General features: G+C 65.9%; 21 protein-coding genes. 6 read left to right on the top strand and 15 right to left on the bottom strand.

Features of this window, described 5'->3' with window-relative positions:
- Positions 1-118: 118 nt before the first annotated feature.
- Entirely contained in the window at positions 119-1,387 is a 1,269-nt protein-coding gene (locus tag AC1Q7Q_RS25520) for an MFS transporter (protein WP_492371222.1), read from the bottom strand.
- A 247-nt stretch (positions 1,388-1,634) separates the two neighbouring features.
- Positions 1,635-2,855, bottom strand: a complete 1,221-nt coding sequence (locus AC1Q7Q_RS25515) for a pyridoxal-phosphate-dependent aminotransferase family protein (protein ID WP_492371221.1) — start codon at positions 2,853-2,855, stop codon at positions 1,635-1,637.
- A gap of 170 nt (positions 2,856-3,025) precedes the next feature.
- On the opposite strand from AC1Q7Q_RS25515, the gene AC1Q7Q_RS25510 reads away from it, so the two are divergent.
- Together AC1Q7Q_RS25510 and AC1Q7Q_RS25505 are read left to right on the top strand one after the other, a co-directional pair.
- A complete protein-coding gene (locus tag AC1Q7Q_RS25510; protein WP_150984617.1) occupies positions 3,026-3,751 on the top strand; it encodes a GntR family transcriptional regulator in 726 nt (241 codons plus the stop codon).
- 85 nt (positions 3,752-3,836) lie between these two features.
- On the top strand, positions 3,837-4,055 hold the full coding sequence (locus tag AC1Q7Q_RS25505) for a DUF2188 domain-containing protein (protein ID WP_174425930.1): 219 nt from the start codon (positions 3,837-3,839) through the stop codon (positions 4,053-4,055).
- Positions 4,056-4,123: 68 nt separating this feature from the next.
- Here AC1Q7Q_RS25505 and AC1Q7Q_RS25500 read toward each other — a convergent pair whose 3' ends face one another.
- From AC1Q7Q_RS25500 to AC1Q7Q_RS25490, 3 genes are all read right to left on the bottom strand, one after another.
- The gene (locus AC1Q7Q_RS25500; RefSeq protein WP_492371220.1) at positions 4,124-4,420 is read right to left on the bottom strand and encodes a XapX domain-containing protein; all 297 of its coding nucleotides are present in this window, start codon (positions 4,418-4,420) and stop codon (positions 4,124-4,126) included.
- A 78-nt stretch (positions 4,421-4,498) separates the two neighbouring features.
- On the bottom strand, positions 4,499-6,370 hold the full coding sequence (locus tag AC1Q7Q_RS25495; RefSeq protein WP_492371219.1) for an amidohydrolase: 1,872 nt from the start codon (positions 6,368-6,370) through the stop codon (positions 4,499-4,501).
- 86 nt (positions 6,371-6,456) lie between these two features.
- Positions 6,457-7,143: a hydrolase gene (locus AC1Q7Q_RS25490; protein WP_416052675.1), complete on the bottom strand. Its 687-nt coding sequence runs from the start codon at positions 7,141-7,143 to the stop codon at positions 6,457-6,459.
- Between the two features lie 341 nt (positions 7,144-7,484).
- Between AC1Q7Q_RS25490 and AC1Q7Q_RS25485 the strand changes: the two genes are divergently transcribed.
- Positions 7,485-8,249 carry an SDR family oxidoreductase gene (locus AC1Q7Q_RS25485; protein ID WP_492371218.1) on the top strand — a complete coding sequence of 255 codons (765 nt, stop codon included), beginning with the start codon at positions 7,485-7,487 and terminating at the stop codon, positions 8,247-8,249.
- A gap of 39 nt (positions 8,250-8,288) precedes the next feature.
- Entirely contained in the window at positions 8,289-9,080 is a 792-nt protein-coding gene (locus AC1Q7Q_RS25480; protein WP_492371217.1) for a helix-turn-helix domain-containing protein, read from the top strand.
- Between the two features lie 20 nt (positions 9,081-9,100).
- Here the strand turns inward: AC1Q7Q_RS25480 and AC1Q7Q_RS25475 are convergent, their stop codons facing one another.
- The 3 genes from AC1Q7Q_RS25475 to AC1Q7Q_RS25465 are packed head-to-tail and all read right to left on the bottom strand — an operon-like array spanning position 9,101 to position 11,500.
- Positions 9,101-9,586, bottom strand: a complete 486-nt coding sequence (locus AC1Q7Q_RS25475; RefSeq protein WP_492371216.1) for a RidA family protein — start codon at positions 9,584-9,586, stop codon at positions 9,101-9,103.
- Entirely contained in the window at positions 9,583-10,470 is an 888-nt protein-coding gene (locus AC1Q7Q_RS25470; RefSeq protein ID WP_492371215.1) for a PhzF family phenazine biosynthesis protein, read from the bottom strand. Before AC1Q7Q_RS25470 ends, AC1Q7Q_RS25475 begins: the two co-directional genes overlap by 4 nt.
- A gap of 16 nt (positions 10,471-10,486) precedes the next feature.
- Positions 10,487-11,500 carry a Bug family tripartite tricarboxylate transporter substrate binding protein gene (locus AC1Q7Q_RS25465; RefSeq protein WP_492371214.1) on the bottom strand — a complete coding sequence of 338 codons (1,014 nt, stop codon included), beginning with the start codon at positions 11,498-11,500 and terminating at the stop codon, positions 10,487-10,489.
- Between AC1Q7Q_RS25465 and AC1Q7Q_RS25460 the strand changes: the two genes are divergently transcribed.
- Complete coding sequence (locus tag AC1Q7Q_RS25460; protein WP_492371276.1) at positions 11,494-11,868, top strand: hypothetical protein; 375 nt, start codon at positions 11,494-11,496, stop codon at positions 11,866-11,868. The two genes, AC1Q7Q_RS25465 and AC1Q7Q_RS25460, sit on opposite strands and share 7 nt — an antisense overlap.
- Here the strand turns inward: AC1Q7Q_RS25460 and AC1Q7Q_RS25455 are convergent.
- Complete coding sequence (locus AC1Q7Q_RS25455; RefSeq protein WP_492371213.1) at positions 11,822-12,529, bottom strand: hypothetical protein; 708 nt, start codon at positions 12,527-12,529, stop codon at positions 11,822-11,824. The two genes, AC1Q7Q_RS25460 and AC1Q7Q_RS25455, sit on opposite strands and share 47 nt — an antisense overlap.
- Positions 12,530-12,757: 228 nt before the next feature.
- On the opposite strand from AC1Q7Q_RS25455, the gene AC1Q7Q_RS25450 reads away from it, so the two are divergent.
- Positions 12,758-13,075: a high-potential iron-sulfur protein gene (locus AC1Q7Q_RS25450; RefSeq protein WP_174425926.1), complete on the top strand. Its 318-nt coding sequence runs from the start codon at positions 12,758-12,760 to the stop codon at positions 13,073-13,075.
- 18 nt (positions 13,076-13,093) lie between these two features.
- Here AC1Q7Q_RS25450 and AC1Q7Q_RS25445 read toward each other — a convergent pair whose 3' ends face one another.
- The 6 genes from AC1Q7Q_RS25445 to AC1Q7Q_RS25420 are packed head-to-tail and all read right to left on the bottom strand — an operon-like array spanning position 13,094 to position 19,064.
- Complete coding sequence (locus AC1Q7Q_RS25445) at positions 13,094-13,498, bottom strand: Na+/H+ antiporter subunit G (protein WP_492371275.1); 405 nt, start codon at positions 13,496-13,498, stop codon at positions 13,094-13,096.
- Between the two features lie 27 nt (positions 13,499-13,525).
- The gene (locus tag AC1Q7Q_RS25440) at positions 13,526-13,801 is read right to left on the bottom strand and encodes a K+/H+ antiporter subunit F (protein ID WP_441631606.1); all 276 of its coding nucleotides are present in this window, start codon (positions 13,799-13,801) and stop codon (positions 13,526-13,528) included.
- Positions 13,786-14,289, bottom strand: a complete 504-nt coding sequence (locus AC1Q7Q_RS25435) for a Na+/H+ antiporter subunit E (RefSeq protein ID WP_492371212.1) — start codon at positions 14,287-14,289, stop codon at positions 13,786-13,788. The genes AC1Q7Q_RS25440 and AC1Q7Q_RS25435 overlap by 16 nt, the downstream gene beginning before the upstream one ends.
- Before the next feature lie 4 nt (positions 14,290-14,293).
- Positions 14,294-15,826 (bottom strand): monovalent cation/H+ antiporter subunit D, encoded by a 1,533-nt coding sequence (locus AC1Q7Q_RS25430; protein ID WP_492371211.1) that lies wholly within the window; start codon positions 15,824-15,826, stop codon positions 14,294-14,296.
- The gene (locus AC1Q7Q_RS25425; RefSeq protein WP_492371210.1) at positions 15,823-16,227 is read right to left on the bottom strand and encodes a Na+/H+ antiporter subunit C; all 405 of its coding nucleotides are present in this window, start codon (positions 16,225-16,227) and stop codon (positions 15,823-15,825) included. Before AC1Q7Q_RS25425 ends, AC1Q7Q_RS25430 begins: the two co-directional genes overlap by 4 nt.
- Positions 16,227-19,064: a monovalent cation/H+ antiporter subunit A gene (locus AC1Q7Q_RS25420; protein ID WP_492371209.1), complete on the bottom strand. Its 2,838-nt coding sequence runs from the start codon at positions 19,062-19,064 to the stop codon at positions 16,227-16,229. Before AC1Q7Q_RS25420 ends, AC1Q7Q_RS25425 begins: the two co-directional genes overlap by 1 nt.
- Between the last annotated feature and the right edge of the window lie 331 nt (positions 19,065-19,395).

The following is a 19,395-nucleotide window of genomic DNA, read 5'->3' as shown; positions in this document are numbered from 1 at the left end:
GCCCAGCGCCACGCCTGCCCGGGCGGGAAAATGCATGCCCGTGTACGACCCGGCGAGGGATAGAGATGGGCATAGGGCTGGCGCATGGTTTGCGGGTCGGTTGGCATGTCTGCGTGGCTCAGGCGCGCAACGGCTTCGAGGCATCCGCGGGCTCAGCTTCGAACTTGCTCTCTGGCTGCATGCGCAAGGCCAGGATCACGCCGATACCCATCAGCACCATGCTGCCGATAAAGGGCAGCTCCCAGCTGCCGAAGCGATCGATCAGGTAGCCCGAGAGCACTGGCGAGATGATCGCGGCCAGCGCCGAGCCGGAATTCATCATCCCGCTCGCGGTGCCGGAATGCTCCGGCGCGATGTCCATGGGAATCGCCCACATCGGCCCGATCGTCATCTCGGCAAAGAAAAAGCCGCCGGCCAGGCAAGCCATCGAGACATAGAGGTTGTGCGTAAACAGCAGGGGGAGCAGCGACAACATGGTCAGCAGCATGCAGACCGCCACCATCCCGCTGCGCGCGCGCTTCAGGCTGCCGGTGCGGTCGTAGAGCTTGTCAGTAACGATGCCGCCCAGGGTGTCGCCGATCACACCGGCAAAGAATACGGCGGAGGCAAAGATGGCGGACTTCTTCAGGTCCAGGTCGTAGCTATGCAGGAAGTACTGCGGAATCCAGCTCAGGAACAACCACAGGGTCCAGCCGTAGCAGAAGTAGACGATGGTCACGGGGGCCATGCGCTTGAACAGGCGGCGCCAGGGCACGTTGGCAGCCTTTTTCCTGGGGGCGGGCAGCGTCTCGAGTTCTGCCGGGGTCATGCGGGGATGGTCCTTCGGATGCTCGGTGAAGGTCACCGCCCACAGCGCCACCCAGACCAGGCTGATCGCGCCGCAGATGTAAAACGACTCGCGCCAGCCGTAGACCGCCATGATGGCGACGACCGCGGCCGGGGCCACGGCGTTGCCGACCCGGGCGCAGGCATGGGTGATGCCCTGCGCGAAGCCGCGCTTTTCCTTGGGCACCCAGCGTGCCATGGCGGCGGTGGCAGCCGGAAAGGTAGCGCCCTCGCCCAGGCCCAGCAGCAAGCGCGCGGCGAGCAGGGAAACCAGACCGCCGGCAAAGCCCGTGAGCAACGTGGCGACGGCCCACAGCACGCCGCAGACCATCAGGGTACGCTTGGCGCCGAACCGGTCGCTCACCCAGCCGCCGATGATCTGGAACACCAGGTAGGGATAGGCAAAGGCCGAGAACACCAGGCCGATCTCGGTCTTGCTGAGGTTGAACTCCTGGCCAAAGCCGGCCGCGGCCGTGCTCACATTGACGCGGTCCAGGTAGGTGATGAAATACATGATGCATAGCATCCCCAGCACGACGCTGGTTGCACGCAGGCGCTTCATGGTTTGTCTCCGTTGTGTTGTTCCTGCCCGCCCGGCGGGACGCCGGGGCCAGGGCAAATTCATCGCGGCCGGCTCTATGGCCGGTTCCCGCTACTGCGCACAGGCGTTGGCATGGCTGCCGAACGGCAAAAATGGGCAACACCTGTCCCTGGCCTCACCCCAGGGGTGAAGCCATGCCTGCTTGCACTCGCTCGCTTGTTATTGCGTTGCGCGGTTCAGGAAGGCCGCCCGGCCCTCCCTTGCTGGCTTATGCCGCGGCCTTCAGCACCGGGCTATCCGCATGCGATGCCAGGTACTCCATCGCCGCCACGACGCCGCTGGCCGCCACCGGCACGCCGGCGAGCTTCAGCCCCATTTCGCAGCCGGACAGCGTGGCCATCAGCGTGAGGTCGTTGCAGTCGCCGAGATGACCGATGCGGAACATCTTGCCGCGTATCTTGCCCAGCGCCTGTCCCAGCGACATGTCGAAGCGTTCATAGATGCGCTTGCGCACGTCGTCGGCATCCACGCCGTCGGGCATCATCACGCCCGTCAGCACGGGGCTGTACACGGAGGCATCCGCGCACTGGATCTCCAGGCCCCAGGCCCGCACCGCGCGGCGCGTGGCTTCGGCCAGCCGCTGGTGCCGCGCGAAGACGTTGTCCAGGCCCTCCTCCAGGATCATGTCCAGCGCCTCGGACAGGCCATAGAGCAGATTGGTGTTCGGCGTGTACGGCCAGTAGCCGTTCTTGTTGGCTTCGATGATCTCGTCCCAGGCCCAGAACGCGCGCGGCAGCTTTGCCGCCTTGCTGGCCGCGATGGCCTTGGGCGACAGCGCATTGAAGCTGATCCCCGGTGGCAGCATCAGCCCTTTCTGCGAGCCCGATACCGTTACGTCCACGCCCCACTCGTCGTGGCGATAGTCCGCCGAGGCCAGGCCGGAGATGGTGTCCACCAGCAGCAGCGCCGGGTGGCCGGCCGCGTCGATGGCGCGGCGCACCGCGGCGATGTCGGAGGTCACGCCGGTCGAGGTCTCGTTGTGCACCACGCACACCGCCTTGATGGCGTGCGCGCTGTCGGCGCGCAGGCGAGCTTCGATCATGTCGGCCTGCACGCCACGGCGCCAGCCCTCGATGCCGGGCAGCCCGAGAAATTCCGGCTTCAACCCGAGCGCTTGCGCCATCTTTTTCCACAGCGTGGCGAAGTGACCCGTCTCGAACATCAACACCGTGTCGCCGGGGCTCAGCGTGTTGGTCAGCGCGGCCTCCCAGGCGCCGGTGCCAGAGGCCGGATAGATGATGACCGGCTGCTCGGTCTTGAAGATCTTCTTGATGTCCGCCAGCACCTTGCGGCCCAGCGCGCCGAACTCCGGGCCACGGTGGTCAATGGTCGGATAGCTCATGGCACGCAGGATCCGGTCGGGCACTGGGCTCGGGCCAGGGATCTGCAGGAAGTGGCGGCCAGCGGGGTGGAAGTCGAGTTTGATCATGGGTTGTCCCTCCTTTGTGAATTATGCATTTTGCATTCAAAATACTTTAGCAGACGAAACGCACCACCTCCAAGCGCTGTTTTGGCCTGAACATTGGGTGTTTACCCCGAATTTGGGTGCCTGCCAGGAGATGCAGTAGAATGCGAAAAACGCAAAGATAAGGACTTTGAATGCAGAATCCATCTGGCAGCGACCTCACGCGCCCTGCCGCGGTCCTCCCCAAGGTCGAGCGCCAGCGGCTGCACGACACGGTAGTCGACCACCTGCGCAAGTTCATCGTGGAAGGCGTGCTGTCCCCGGGCATGAAGCTCAACGAACGTGAGCTATGTGAAACGCTGGGCATCTCCCGCACGCCGCTGCGCGAGGCGTTCAAGGTGCTGGCGGCGGAGGGCCTGATCGAGATCTCGCCCAACCGGGGCGCCAGCGTCTCGCGCATGACGGAGGCGGAAGTCTGGGAGACGTTCGAGCTGATGAGCGGCCTGGAAGCCTTCTCGGGCGAGCTGGCTTGCGAGCGCATCACGCCGGCCGAGCTGGCCGAGATCAAGGCGCTGCATTATTCGATGCTGGCCTGCCGTGTGCAGAACGACCTGCCGGGCTACTACAGCCGCAACCAGGAAATCCACGACCGCATCAACGAGGCGGCGCGCAACACCGCGCTGCGCCAGACCTACCAGGGCATCAACCGCCGCCTGAAGGCGCTGCGCTTTCGCTCCAACCACCAGACGGACAAGTGGGATCGCGCCGTGCATGATCACGAAGACATGATCAAGGCACTGGAGGCGCGTGACGGCAAGCTGCTGGGCGCCATCCTCAAGCGCCACTTGCTGGAAAAGCGCGACGCCATCATGCAGATCCATCCGGACCCGGTCGGCGACCCGCCCGCCCACAACGATTAAAGTCAGACGGTCTCCGATAGCCATGTGCTGGCACTGGGCCAGAATGGAGTCAGCCGCTATCAGCTAGAAGCCACAGGAGATCGTCATGACAGCCCATAACATCCACGTTTTGCCGCATGGTTCCGGATGGGACGTGATCCAGGAGGGCGCGCGGTATGCCAACTCGCATCACGCGTCGCAGGAAGACGCCGTGGAGGCCGGCACGCGCGACGCCCAGCGCGAGCAGGTCGAGTTGTTGATTCATGGACTGGACGGACAGATCCGTACCCGCAGCAGCTTTGGGCATGAGCCTCGCTCGATATAGCGCTGGATATGGGCAAGCCGGGGCATAAGTCCAGGTCCTGACGCCATGTCCCCCGCGTGGGCCGGCACCTAGGTGCCGCTCTTGTCTCCTGTGCTGGCCACCGTTGCCGCCGCCCCCTGCGCCGACACAGGCGGCGCGGGGGGTGCACCACTGATCTTGGGCACGCACTCGGAGCGGAACCACGCAACAGTGATCGGCTCGCCGGCCATCAAGCGCTTTGCGGTAGGCACCACCTGCTCGCCAATCAGCATCCCAAGCAGCCCGATCAAGGCAATGGCGGGCGGGGCCGGCGAGCGGACCTGCAACAGCGCATAGATGATGCCAACCAGAATCCCCGCGCCGAACGAAACAAGAAACAGCTTCATGGTGCTTCTCCCTGGAAGTAGCCGCCGGTCAGGATGGTGGTGCGGACCAAAGCGTCTTCACTGCCGTCTTCACTGCCATCAGAACGCCCAGCAGGAGCAACCCAACGCGCCCCAGAACCCGCGGTGATCCGACACCGGCGCGCTGGACTGCCACGCACCGGCATGTGCATGGCCGTGCACGCCGCAGGCGCTCGCGCAGCCGCAGCCAGCCGTCACGGCCAGCGCCTGCGCGCCTGGCGCCCGCCGTGGCTGGTAGCCGCCGAAAGCGCGCACCGGCGCCCAGTCCGGCATGGCGGGCGGCAGCGGCGGCGCCAGCTTGCCGAAATCGCCATCGCCATACACGACTTTGCCGCCCAGCATGGTCAGCACGGAGGTGATGTCCTGGATCTCGTCGCCCGGCACGGAGAAATAGTCGCTCGACAGCACCGCCAGGTCGGCCAGCTGCCCAGCCTGGATCTGGCCCTTCTTGCCTTGCTCGGAGGAGAACCAGGTATTGGCCTCGGTCCACAGGCGCAACGCGGCTTCGCGGTCGAGCAGGTTGGCCTGCGGATACAGCGAGAGTCCGCCCAGGGTCTTGCCAGTGACCATCCAGGACAGCGACACCCAGGGGTTGTACGACGCCACGCGCGTGGCATCGGTGCCGCCGCCCACATTGACTCCGCGCTCCAGCATGCGCTTGATGGGCGGCGTGCTCTCGGCGGCCTTGGCGCCATAGCGCTCGACGAAATACTCGCCCTGGTAGGCCATGCGGTGTTGCACGGCGATGCCGCCGCCCAGCGCCGCGATGCGGTCGATGTTGCGGTCGGTAATGGTCTCGGCATGATCGAAGAACCAGTGCAGGCCGTCGAACGGCACGTCCCGCGCCACCTTTTCGTAGACGTCCAGCGCGCGGGAGATGGTCTCGTCATAGGTAGCGTGCAGGCGCCATGGCCAGCGGTTTTCCGCCAGCAGGCGGATCACCGGCTCCAGGTCGCCTTCCATCGATGGCGGCATGTCGGGCCGCTCGACGCGAAAGTCCTCGAAGTCGGCGGCACTGTAGACCAGCATCTCGCCGGCGCCGTTGTGGCGGTACAGGTCGTCGCCCTGGCCGGGCTTGATCTGCTTGGACCAGCCGCTGAAATCGCTGAGCTCGTCCTTGGGCTTTTGCGTGAACAGGTTGTAGGCCAGGCGCACCGTGAGCTGCCCGTCCTTGTGCAGCTCCTCGATGATGTGGTAGTCCTCGGGGTAGTTCTGGTAGCCGCCACCAGCGTCGATGACGCCGGTCACGCCAAGACGGTTCACCTCGCGCATGAAATGGCGCGTGGAGTTCTTCTGGTATTCGGGCGGCAGCTTCGGGCCCTTGGCCAGCGTGGCGTAGAGGATGGTGGCGTTTGGCTTGGCGAGCAGCAGGCCCGTGGGATTGCCGGCCTTGTCGTGCACGATCTCGCCGCCCGGCGGGTTCGGCGTGTCCTTGGTATAGCCCACGGCGCGCAGGGCGGCGCCGTTGAGGATGGCACGGTCGTACAGGTGCAGGATGAATACCGGGGTATCCGGCGCGGCCGCGTTCAGCTCATCGATGGTAGGCAGGCGCCTCTCCGCGAATTGCTGATCGGTAAAGCCGCCTACCACGCGCACCCATTGTGGTGCCGGTGTGCGCGCCACTTGCTCCTTGAGCATGCGCATGGCATCGGCCAGCGAGCGCACGCCATCCCAGCGCAACTCCATGTTGTAGTTCAGTCCGCCGCGGATGATGTGCATATGGCTGTCGATCAGCCCCGGCACGACGCAACGGCCATGCAGGTCGATCACCTGGGTGCCGCTGTCCGCCAGGGCCATCACATCCTGCCGCGCGCCCACGGCAACGAACTTGCCATCCCGGATGGCAACGGCATCGGCCTGCGGGTTGGCGCGGTCAAGCGTGGCAAAGCGCCCGTTCATCAGGATCAGTTCGGGCTTGGCGGTGGCATCCATGGCGAGGCTCCGGTCGATGGCAACGACATGCAGCGGGGGCCGCGGCAAAGCGGCACCCGCCGGTTCGGCAAAGCGCAGTCTGAGCGCTAGCGGGCGGGCACGGCCGGCAGGGCCTCGTGCTTGTCGCTGGTCCGTTGCTCGGCCTTGTGCACCATCGTGTAGGCATAGTCCACGCCCATGCCGTAAGCGCCGGAATGCTCCTTGACCAGTTTCATCACGGCGTCATAGGTGTCGCGGTGCGCCCAGTCGCGCTGCCATTCGAGCAGCACCTGCTGCCAGGTCACGGGGACGACGCCAGCCTGGATCATGCGCTGCATGGCATAGTCGTGCGCTTCCTTGGAAGTGCCGCCCGAGGCGTCGGCCACCATGTAGATTTCGTAGTTGCCCTCGGCCATCGCGCACAGCGCAAAGCTGTTGTTGCACACCTCGGTCCACAAGCCGGAGACGACGACCTTCTTGCGCCCGTTCGCCGCGAGCGCATCACGTACCTTCTGGTCATCCCAGGAGTTCATCGACGTGCGTTCAAGCAGCGTCTTGCCGGGAAACACATCGAGCAATTCCGGATAGGTGAAGCCCGAGAAACTCTCGGACTCCACGGTAGTGATCGTGGTGGGAATATTGAAGATCTTCGCCGCCTTGGCCAATCCGACAGTATTGTTCTTGAGGGCCTGCCGGTCCATGGATTGCACGCCGAAGGCCATTTGTGGCTGGTGATCGATGAAAATCAACTGACTGTTCTGCGGCGTCAATACCTCGAGCTTCGGGTTAGTCATGGTGTTTCTCCGATACGGACGTACGGATCGATCGAGGACGCGTGACGCCCTCGCCTTGAATTCGCCTCGTGGGCGCGGCGCCCGCGTGCGTGCACATGCGGCGGCGTGAAGCGCGCCCCATGCTTTGAGCCTTACTAATATAGGAACTCTTTTCAAACGGGCCAGGCTTTTCTTACCCGGCAGCGGGCGCTTTTTTCCTTGCCTTCAGCGCCGGCATGGCGTCATGCGCTTGCGTGAATTTTGCGATACAGCCCTGTTGGAAATCGCTTTTGACAACCATACTCGCTTAACCAGGCGCCATCAGGCGGAACCCTCCGCATGCGCCGAACAGGAGAAACGCTATGGAACGCTTGGCCGGAAAGGTCGCCATCATCACCGGTGCCAGCGGCGGCATCGGATTCGCCACGGCGAAGCTGTTTGCCGCCCAGGGCGCCAAGGTCGTCATCGGGGCACGGCGCCAGGACGAACTGGACAAACTGGCCACGCAGATCCGCGCGGCCGGCGGCGACGCCACCGCGTTGGCTGGCGATGTGCGCGCGGAGGACTATGCCAAGGCGCTGGTCGCGCTGGCAGTCGAGCGTTACGGCAGGCTGGATGTCGCGTTCAACAACGCCGGCACGCTGGGCGAATCCGGCCCCAGCACCAGTGTTTCCGAAGCGGGCTGGAATGACGCCATCGCGATCAACCTGACGGGCTCCTTCCTCGGCGCCAAGCATCAGATCGCGCAAATGCTCAAGAATGGCGGCGGCTCGGTCATCTTCACCTCGACGTTTGTCGGCTACAGCTTTGCGTTCCCCGGTGTGGCAGCCTACGCGGCGAGCAAATCGGGGCTGATCGGCCTGACCCAGGCGCTGGCCGCCGAGTTCGGGCCACAAGGAGTGCGTGTCAATGCGATACTGCCGGGGGCCGTGGACACCGACATGTACCGCAGCATGAACAGCACGGCGGAGTCCCAGTCCTTTATCACCAACCTCCACGCCCTCAAGCGCGTGGCCAGTGCGGACGAACTGGCCCGTTCGGTGCTGTACCTGGCATCCGACGATTCAGCCTTCGTGACCGGTACCGCATCCCTGGTGGATGGTGGTGCATCGATCACCCGTACCTGAGCAAAGGCTCGAAAGCCACGACACCAGCAACGCGTTCCGATGCCCATCACTGCGCCACTCTCCTCCAAGCTTGCCCTGATCTCGGCCCAAGGATTCGCGTTCCGCGAGAGCCGCCAGCCGGACTATCGCTTCGAATGGCATACGCACGATTGCGCCATGCTACTGTGGCCGCGCCTGGGCAGGCTCAAAAGTGCGTGGATGGCGCCAGGCCATGATTCCGATCGCGCCCCAGGCCTCGCAGACTCCCGCGCCGCAAAGCTGGTCCGGGGTTCGGCCGTCTTGCTTCCCGTTTATGCCGCGCACCTCACCGTCTCGGATTCGGGCCGCCAACAACACGGGGAGCTGTACCTGCCGCCCGACAGCCTGCACGAGTGCCGGCATTTCGGGGCCCTCCGTCTGGACGGCGCCACCATCGCCATGCTGGATGCCCTGCTGGCGCCAACCCTCGCCACGGCCAGCACCGCGCTATTGGTGCGCGCGATCATTGCGCAAGTGCTATCGAGCCAGCCGCTGGCCTTGCCGCCAGCGCCCATCTCCATCGGGAGCAGGATGGTGCAGTGCTTCATGCTGGCATTGGAATACGAGGCCGCGCTCCCCGCCGTGGAAGCGGTGGCTTGCGAGCTCGGCGTCTCAACGCGCCAGCTTCAACGCGCCGCGCAAGAGGAATTCGGCGCCAGTCCCGTCAGCATCCGGCGCAGGCTGCTGGCAGCGCACGCCAGGGCATTGCTGAGCGAGGGGCATTCACTGGCCCGGGTCAGCGAGCGGCTTGGATTCGCTACCAGCGGGCACCTCGCCAGGCTACTGCGGACGGCCGGCGAGCAAACCCGTTAGCCAGCCGTCCGACATCGCGTTTAGCAAGCCAGCGCCCACGCATCGATCTCGATTTCGATCCAGGCTTGGCTCGGCAGGCTCGCCACGCCAACCGCGCTGCGGGCAGGCAGCAACTGGCCGGGAAACGCCACGCACAGCACGGCCGAGGCCGCGTCCAGCACCGCGGGATGGTGCGCGAAATCCGCCGATGCACGAATGAAGCCGCGCAAGCGCATCACTTGTGCCACCCGGTCCAGCTGGCCGCCGCAAGCGTCCCGTAGCGCCGCCAGCGCATTCAGCATGGCCACTTCGGCGGCAAGGCGCGCGTCGGCCACGTCGTACTCGCCGTGGCAAATGCCCGCGATGGCTATCCCATCTTGCCGGCAGGTCTGGCCGCTGATGGCAATCCATCGCCCTTCCTGTCCGGACACCATGCAGGAAGGGGCATACATGCCGCGCGGCACGGGAGCGCTCGGCAATGCAAAGCCGGCGGCTGCCAGCCGGGCCTCCGGAGATGCATGGCTCACGGCGCCTCCCATTCCACGTTGCCGCTTAGCCAGCAACCATCTTCCCCCCCTTCCGGCGAATACCGAGGGCTCACCTGGATCTCGGACGGGCAGCCCATGGCTTCGCCTTGCACGACGGTGACCGCTTGCGAGCCAGCACCGTCGTTGGCAAACGCGCCCGACGCAATCAGATGCCCCCAGAGCGCGGCCGCGGCGATGCCCGTCGCCGCGTCCTCGGGGTAGCCAGAGGATTTGGGGAACTGCCGGGCATGCACAACGTGCGGCGCCGTCGCATCCATCGCAAACGGATAGAGCCCCGTGGAACCGATCGACTCGCACAGCGCTGCCATCGCGTCGAAATCCGGCTGCAACCGGTTGAGCGCCGCCACATCCGGCAGTGCCACCAGGGTCTTGACCCGGCTGGTGGATGCGTTTGTCATGGCGTAGTGCGCGGCGCCGGCCGGCAAACGAAGCACGTCGGCCACGCGCTGGCGCTCCGGCTCCAACAGCGCACGGCGATTGACGGGCGGCTGCGAGATCCAGGCGCGCTGGTGCGCTTCATCCCACCGGGCAACGACCGGGCCGCTCAAGGTCTCCACCCGTGCCGTGGGGCTGGTCCAGCGTTTCCATTGGCGCAGCGCCCAGAGCGTGCCGACGGTGGCGTGCCCGCACATTTCCATCTCGTGCTGCGGGACAAAGAAGCGCAGGCGCCAGTCGAATCGGCTATCGCTCGGCGGCAGGACAAAGGCGGATTCATGTCCATGGCTGAGTGCCACCTGCTGCATGGCAGCATCGGACATGCCGCGCGCATCGGCGACAAGGGGAACCGGGTTGCCGCCACGGGCCGCGTTCGCACCGCGCACAAACACGCGCATGACCGTGACCGCGCCGGGCGTAGTGGGCATGCTGATCGAGGCGGGCTTATTCAACGGTGGCCCCCACGGATCTAGCAATAGCGCCCCAGTACGGAATGTCCTTGTTCACCGTTGCCTGCATCTCGGCCGGCGTGCCCGGGTGAGCGGTAACGCCCTTGGTGGCCAGGTCGCGGGCCACAGCGCGCTGCGCGAGCACCGTGTTCAGCGCCGCATTGAAGCGGCTGACGATGGCCAGCGGCGTGCCCTTGGGAAAGGCCACGCCATACCAGAGCTGCTGCTCGAAATTGACAATGCCCTGCCTGGCGAAGGTCGGCACGTCCGCCAGCAGCGGCGTAGGCGCGGTCGTGGCGATGGCCGTGATCTTCTGCGCTTTCACATAAGGCGCCAGGCCGACCGGGTTATCGAACATCAACTGGACCTGCCCGCCCATCAGGTCGGTATAGGCCGGCGCCGCGCCGCGATACGGCACGTGGATCATGGGCACGTTCGCCAGCTTGCTGAACTGCTCCCCCATCAGGTGGGAGACCGTGCCCACGCCAACCGAGCCGATCGTGGGCTGCCCGCCTGCCGCCTTCAGCTTCTCCACCAGCGCCTTGACGTCCTTGGCCTGCAAGGACCGGTTGACTGCCAGCACATAGGGCGACGTGCCGATGAAACCCGCGTAGGCGAAGTCGCTGGCCGGGTCATACGCCAGCTTCGGGTACACGCTGACGCTGACCGCATGCGTGCTGGTGGTGACGACCCCGGCGGTGTAGCCATCCGGCGCGGCCCGTGCGACAAAGGTCGAGCCGATGGTGCCGCCGGCCCCGCTACGGTTGTCGATGACGACCGGCTGCCCGAGTTCCTTTTGCAGCAGCGGCTGGATCGACCGGATGACAAGGTCGGTGCCCCCGGCTGCCGGGAACGGGACGACCAGCGTGATGGGCCGGGTAGGCCAGCCTTGTGCAAAGGCCGTCCCGAAGCTCAGGGCGGCAAGGATGGCGGCCGAAGCCCCGTAGGCTCCGTAAGACAGCAAAGATCGATGGAAAGGTCGGTAAGGCAGTCGTGGCGCAGATGACATGGCGTTCTCCCTGGATGGAAGCAACGAGTCTATTCAGGCGCCCTGGGCAGGCCAAACCCGGATGCGACAAGCGGCAAGCCCAAATGCGACAAGCCGCCGCGCGGCCCCGCGCGTTCTACGACCTGGTGGTCGAGGTGGCCATCGTCCGGCCGGGCCCGGTGCAAAGCGGCATGGTGCATCCTTACTGCGCCACCGGCAGGGACTCGGCCGGCCGCTTATTCCAGCATCGCCATGGAGAAAGCGCTATCGTGCGCGCCCGGCGTGCCAATCTTCCAGGAACAGGCCATGCCGGTGGCCATGAACGCGTTCCCCGCCCTCGCCTCAACCCGCCGAGTTGGCGGGAAGCACCGAAACACGGACGCTGGTAATGCCCAGCGGCTCGCGCCCGGCAGCATCCGCTGCGACCGTCCACGCCTTCAGCGTCTCGGCGGCCGACTGCAACAGCGCCGCGCCCGTAGTGGACGCTTGGTCCTGCCCCAGCAACACCTCGAACGACGCGCTACGCTCGCCCGCCACCTGCAGCCGCGCATCCAGGTCGCCCAGCAAGGCGTAGACGGCATTGGCCAGCAGCTGCACAAAGCCGCGCTGCAGGCCAAGCGGCTGGTACTGCGGGCGAATCCACGACTCGACCAGCGTGACGAAGATCACGCCGGTTTCGTCGGCATTGATCTCGAACGCGCAGTACCCGACCGGATCCAGGTCTCGCGCGAGGATCAGGCGGTAGAACAGCACCTGGCCGCAAACCTCATCGGTATCCATGTCCATCTCGAATGCCTGGCCCGGCTCCCAGTCCTCGCTGTCGAGGACTTCGCCAACGGCCGGCTCGTCGCCGGCATGCACCTCGAGATGGCTGCGCAGCGCAGCGAGCACCTCATCGCGCCCGGGCGCTTCCGGCGGTTCCGTATAGATGGCAAACCGCTCTGCCTCGCCCGCCTCGGCAAAGGCGGTGCCCATCAAGGGCGCGAGCTGCAAAGGCAGCGGCTCCTGCAGGGCTTGGCGGAGAGTGTCGGTATTGGTGGACGCGGTCATGGGCTTGATTAGACTTGATGAGGGCTTGGGATTGAATGCGCGCCAGCGGCGCAGGCACAAAAAAGTTAGCGCCGAGTTTGCCACAGATATGGCGCGGCGAAGCGCTCGGATGGGTTGGCGCCGCATCAACCCGCAACCAGCCAGCAGCGCCTGTGCCACAATCGCCCGGCCGGATACCGAAACACCCCGCAAAATAGCCGCCGGCCCACAGAAAAAAAAGGAAACCCCATGTCCTCCCGCCGTCAATTCATGAAAACAATGCCGGTGGCCGTTGTCGCAAGCCTTGCCGCCGTCCCGGCCTGGCGTGGCGCTTACGCCGCCGCGCCCACGCTCGACGAGGCCGATCCGCAGGCGGTCAAGCTGGGCTACAAGGCGGATACCCGCAAGGTAGACCAGGCCAAATATCCCAGGCATGCCGCCAGCCAGACCTGCGCCAACTGCCAGCTGTTCCAGGAAGGCGCCAACCCGGCAACGGGCGGCTGCGTGCTGTTTGGCGACAAGCAGGTAGCTGCCGCCGGATGGTGCAGTTCGTGGGAACAGGGATAAAAGCCGAAGGTTGCACGCTCAGTTGCCCTGAGCGTCCCGGGGCGAAGCCGGCTCCACGCCCTGCGCCGGCGCATCGCTGCGCTCCCGGTCCTGCGCATCCCACAATCGCCCGCGCGTGCGCGGGTCCACCGGCAGGCGCTGCTGCATGGCCGCCTTGGCCAGCATATGGGCGCTGATCGGCGCGGTAAGAAACAGGAAGGCAGTCACCAGCAACGCATGCAGGCTCAGGCCGTCGCCTTGGTTGCTGAAGAACACCACCGACGCCAACACTACGCCGCCAACGCCAAGCGTAGTCGACTTGGTCGGGCCGTGCAGGCGCATGAAGAAATCCGGCAGCCGGACGAGGCCGATCGCGCCGACCAGGGTGAAGACGCTGCCGATCAGCAGCAGCGCGCAGGTGGCGATTTCCGCGACGGGGCTCATCGAGTCCATTGGGTCTCCCGGTGCCGGTTACTTGAGTTCGATGATGTCGCCGCGCTGCAGGTACTTGGTCAGCGCGACGGTGCCAATGAAGCCCATCACCGCGATCAGCAGCGCAATCTCGAAAAACAGCGCCGAGCGCAGCCAGATGCCGAACACCACGATCAGCGCGATGGCATTGATATTGAGCGTATCGAGCGCCACGATGCGGTCGGGCAGGCCCGGGCCGCGCACCAGGCGGATAAAGGCCAGCAGGCAGGCAACCCCGAGGATCGCCAGCGAAATCGGTATTACGACGGCAAGCATTCGAATATCTCCCTTAACGGTGTCTCGTAGCGCGTCTTGATCAGCGCGATCAGCCTGGCCTCATCGTCAAGATCCAGCACATGCACCAGCAGTCGGCGGCGGTCGTCGCTGAGTTCGGCGCACAAGGTGCCAGGGCTGAGCGACACGATGCTGATCAGCGCGGCCAGCGCCAGCTCGTGCTCGACATCGATCGGCAGCTGGATAAAGGCCGGGCGCAGCCGGGATACCGGCCCCAGCACCAGGATGGCCACTTCCACATTGGCCACCACGATGTCGATGAGCACATGCACGAACAAGCGCAGCATCAGGTCGGGACGAGACAGCCGCACCGGCCGCAGCCAGAGCCGTGACCCGATTCGCAGCGAGAATGCCCAGCCGAGGAAGGCACCCAGCGCCAAGTTGCCTGGCGATGCGCTATTGGCCAGCAGCAGCCAGATCGCCAGCAGCGCCAGGCTGAGCCAAGGATGCGGGAACAAGCGTTTCCACATGGTGTCAGCCTCCCCCGGACGGCAGCACCGCGCGCAGGTACGCGCCACGGTCGAACAACTGGGCGGACGTGTCGGCAAGATACTGACTCAGCGGACGAGCACACACGACCAGCGCCAAGCTGCAGGCCAGCAGGAACGCGCAGCAGCCCAGCTTCCAGCCATCGGGCGCAATGCGCTGGCAAGCGCCATGGCGCTCCGGATCGTGATCCTGAGGCAGGCGCCACAACAGGCGCGTGCCCGTGCGGCTGACCGCAATCAGCAGCGCCAGGCTGGACAGCAGGATGCAAGGCCACAACACGGCCGCCGCCGGCAGCGAGGCACTGCGCATGACCATGATCTTGCCGATGAAGCCGGATAGCGGCGGCAGGCCGATCGCCGCCACCGCCGCGACCAGGAACAGCAAGCCTGCCAGCCGCGAGCCACGGACCACCGCCACCGGCTCGCGCGCCGGGGCGGCAGGCGGCGCGGGCTCCAGCGCGTCCGCCAGCAGGAACAGCGCCGCCGTGCACAGCGTGGTGCTGAGCAGGTAATACAGCGCCCCTGCCCAGCTTTGCGCTGTCTGCATCGACACGCTGGCCGCCAGCAACCCTACCGATGCCAGCACAAGGTAGCAGGTCAGCGATTTGAGGTTCGGGGCGGCCAGCGCGCCGAGGGCGCCGAACGCCATGGTGGCAAGGGCCAGCCACCACACCCAGTCATGCAGGAACACGCCCAGCATGCCATCCGGCGCATCGAAAACCAGCGCGGCGCAGCGCAGGATGGCGTAGATGCCCACCTTGGTCATGATGGCGAACAGCGCCGCGGCCGAGCCCGTGGCGCTGGCGTAGGCCTTGGGCAGCCAGAAAACCATGGGAAACAGCGCGGCCTTGAGCGCGAAGACCAGCATCAGCATGACGCCCGCCGCCGTGGCCAGCGGCACATCGGCCGGCGCCAGTCCGGCCAGCCGCACGCCCATATGCGCCATGTTGAGCGTGCCGCTCAGCCCGTACAGCACGCCGATCGCGATCAGGAAGAAAGCGGATCCGGCCAGGTTCAGCACGACGTAGTGCAGCCCGGCACCGATGCGTGCCCGCCCGCCGCCGTGCAGCAGCAAGGCATAGGAGGCGATCAGCAGGATCTCGAAGAAGACGAAGAGATTGAACAGGTCGCCGGCCAGGAAGGCGCCGTTCAGCCCCATCAGCTGGAACTGGAACAGCGCATGGAAATGCCGCCCGAGGCGCGCATCGCCCCGGCCCGCCGCCACCACGGCGGCCGCGCCCAGCACCGCGGTCAGCAACAGCATCAGGGCGCCCAGCCGGTCGAGCTGGAGCACGATGCCAAACGGCGCTGGCCAGTTCCCGATGTGATCGACCATGATGGCGCCCGTGGCCGCCACACTGACCATGCACGCCGCGACCGGCAGCAACAGCAGCGTGACCGCGGTGCTCAGCACGCGCTGGGCCCGTGCCCAGCGCGCCGGCGCGGCCACCAGCAGGCCGCCGGCAAACATCGGCAGCAGGATGGGCAGGAGAATCGACAGTTGGAGGCTGTGGGTCATTGGCCGCTCGCCGTGTCTGTGCCGGGGGTGCCGGAGGGGCCGGGGGTACCGGCCGCCGGCGGCTCGCCCTGCGCCGGGCCCGCTTCCCTGCCGTCCACATGATCGCTGCCCGTGATGCCGAGGGAGCGCAAGGCCAGTACCACCGCGAATGCCGTCATGGCAAAACCGATGACGATGGCCGTCAGCACGAGGCCCTGCGGCAGCGGATCGGCATACTGCGCGCCCGTGGCAATGATCGGCGGGCGGCCGGTGGAGAGCCGCCCCATCCCCAGCAGGAACAGGCTCACGGCGTACGAGATCAGCGCCAGCCCCACCACCACGGAAAACGTGCGGGCACGCAGCAGCAGGTAGATGCCGCAGGCCATCAGGATGCCGACCGTGCCGGCGTAGACGGCTTCCATCAGTCCCCCTCCTTCGCATTGACATTGACATTGCCATTGCCATTGCCATTGCCGTTGACACTGACGCGCTTGTCGCGCACACCGAGGTGGGACACGATCAGCAAGGTCGTGCCCACCACCGTGAAATAAACGCCAAGGTCAAACACCATGGCGGTCGCCAGTTCGATTTCTCCCAGCACCGGTATGTGGAAATGGCCGAAGGCCGTGGTCAGGAACGGAAAACCAAACGCCCAGCTGCCCAGGCCGGTCAGCCCCGCCACCAGGATGCCGCCACCGGCCAGCGCGCGATAGTTCAGCGCGATGCGCGCCTGCGTCCACAGCACGCCGCTGGCCACGTACTGCAGCAGCAAGGCTACCGCCGTGATCAGCGCGGCGATAAAGCCGCCGCCCGGCAGGTTGTGCCCGCGCAGCAGCACGAAGACCGCGACCAGCATGGTCAGCGGCAACATCAGCCGGGCCAGGATGGCGAGCAGCAAGGGATGGCTCTGGCTTGACCATGGCAGCCCGTTGGGCCCCGCTGGCGGCGCTGTCAGGCGCATGCCCTTGAGCAGCGCCTGCACCGCCAGTCCGGCGACCAGCAGCACGCAGATCTCGCCCATCGTATCGAAGCCGCGGAAGTCCACCAGGATCACGTTGACCGCATTATGGCCACCGCCGCCTTCCACGCTGTTGGCCAGGAAGAACGAGGAGATCGCGTCGTAAGGCCGGGTCATCACCGCGTAGGCCAGGATGGCCAGCAGCGTGCCGCCGCCCAGCGCCAGGCAGCCGTCGCGCACGTGCCGGCCCACCGAGGACGAATCCGGCCGGTCAACAGGCAGGAAGTACAAGGCCAGCACCAGCAGCAGGATCGTGACGACCTCGACCGAGACCTGCGTCAGCGCCAGGTCCGGCGCCGAGAAGCGCGTGAACAGCAGCGCCACCAGCAAGCCGCACGCGCTCAGCAGCACAAGCGCGTTCAGCCGTTGCCGGTGGGCAATCACCACGCCGATCGCCGACAGCCCCAGCAAACCCATCCCCGCCACCGTCATGAGGTCGAGCGGCATCGATGGCACCGGGCCAGCCAGCGTGTCCAGGTCGGACAGGAAGACGGCGGGAATCAGCAACATGGCGGCCAGCATCCACGCCAGGTAGCCTTGCAGCGAGCCAGTCTCGAATGCGCCGGTGACGCGCCCGGCCATCTGCGCCAGGGTGTCGATGCCGGCCTCGAACGCATCGCGCGCGTTCAGATGGGCAAAACGCGCGTGCGTCCGATGAAAAGCGTTACGCCGCAAGAAGAACAGCACGCCGCCGCCGCCCATCGAGACCAAGCTCATCACCAGGGGCAGATTGACGCCATGCCACAGGCTGAGGCTGTATTCCGGCAGCGGGCCGCCCAGCGTCGCCAGGGCGGCCGTCGCCAGCAAGGGCCCTACCGTATACGCCGGGAACAGCCCGACCACAAGGCAGATGGCAACCAGCACCTCCACCGGGATCTTCATGGAGCGCGGCGGCTCATGTGGCGGATAGTTCGGCAAGTCGTCCGGCTCGCCGCCAAAGAACACACCGTAGATAAAGCGCAGCGAGTACGCCACCGTCAACGCCCCGGCAAGGGTCGCCGCCGCCGGGATGATCCAGTTGAAATCCCCCAGCAGACCCTGTGCGAGCGTCTCACCGAAGAACATCTCCTTGCTCAGGAAGCCGTTGAACAGTGGCACGCCCGCCATCGAGAGCGACGCCACGATGGCCAGCAACGCCGTGTGCGGCATATAGCGGCGCAGGCCCCGCAGCCGTTGCAGGTCGCGCGTGCCGGTCTCATGGTCGATGATGCCCGCCGCCATGAACAGCGATGCCTTGAACACCGCATGGTTGATGATGTGGAACAGCGCGGCCACCGTGCTCAGCTGCGTGTCCAGGCCGAACAGCAGCGTGATCAGGCCAAGATGGCTGATGGTGGAATACGCCAGCAGGCCTTTGAGGTCCCGCTGCAGCAAGGCCATGCCCGCGCCAAGCACCAGCGTGGCAAGGCCGGTGAGGCTGACCATGTAGAACCACCAGTTGGTGCCGTCCAGCACCGGATACAGCCGCGCCAGCAGGAAGACGCCGGCCTTGACCATCGTGGCGGAATGCAGGTAGGCGGACACCGGCGTGGGCGCTGCCATCGCATGCGGCAGCCAGAAACTGAAGGGAAATTGCGCGGACTTGGTAAACGCCGCCAGCAAGATCAAGCTCAGCATCACCGGATACAGCGGGTGGCGCTGCACGCTGCCGGCCTGGGCCAGCACCACGGAGAGCTCCATGCTGCCGCAGATATGCCCGAGCAACAGCACGCCGGCCAGCAACGCCAGCCCGCCCCCGCCGGTCACCGTCAGCGCCATGCGCGCGCCCTTGCGCGCATCGGAGCGATAGGACCAGAAGCCGATCAGCAGGAACGACACGATGCTGGTCATCTCCCAGAACACCGCCAGCAGCAGCAGGTTGCTGGACAGCACCACACCCAGCATCGCCGCCATGAACAGCAGCAGCAGGGAGAAGAAACGTACGGTGGACTCGCTGCGCGGCAGGTAGTAGCGCGCATAAAGGATGACCAGCAACCCGATGCCCAGCACCAGCAGCGCAAACACGTAGGCCAGGCCGTCCAGCCGCAGGCTGAGGCTTAGCCCGATGTCCTCGAGCCAGGGCTGGCGCCAGGCAATGGTGCGGCCCTCGAACACGGCGCTGCGCACGCTGAGCAGCAAGCCAAGGCCAAGCAACGGCGTGCCCACCACGATGGGCGTGGCCAGAAAGCGTACGCGGCGCCGCACCAGCAACAACAGCAACGCTGCCAGCAAGGGAAGCGCGATCAACCAGGCCATCACCATCGGCGGGCTCCGCAAACGCGCCGCGTGCTGCCGGCGACGGGGGCATCAATGAGGTTAAAGGGGTTTTCGATGGCGTTCAATGTGTCGGCGTCCTGGGAAGCTCCGTGGCGTTCATGGACATGCATGGGGTAAGTGTGATGGCGTCTGCGCCTCAGGCAGGTTGACGACAAACACCGGCACATCCGATCTCGCGACAAGGGCGGTGGCGACGGGGCCGGGCGTGCCCACGCTGCCAGGTTTCCCCCCAGCTGCCGCGGCCTATTTTGCGCCACAGCCACTCGCCTCCGGCGCGGCCCCGCCTTCCCGGATAAAGAATTCAGATCCATCTCAA

This window comes from Cupriavidus sp. GW823-FHT07A04 (assembly GCF_058794615.1).
Note: the sequence above shows the minus strand (reverse complement) of the source record. Positions and strands in the feature narration are given on the sequence as shown.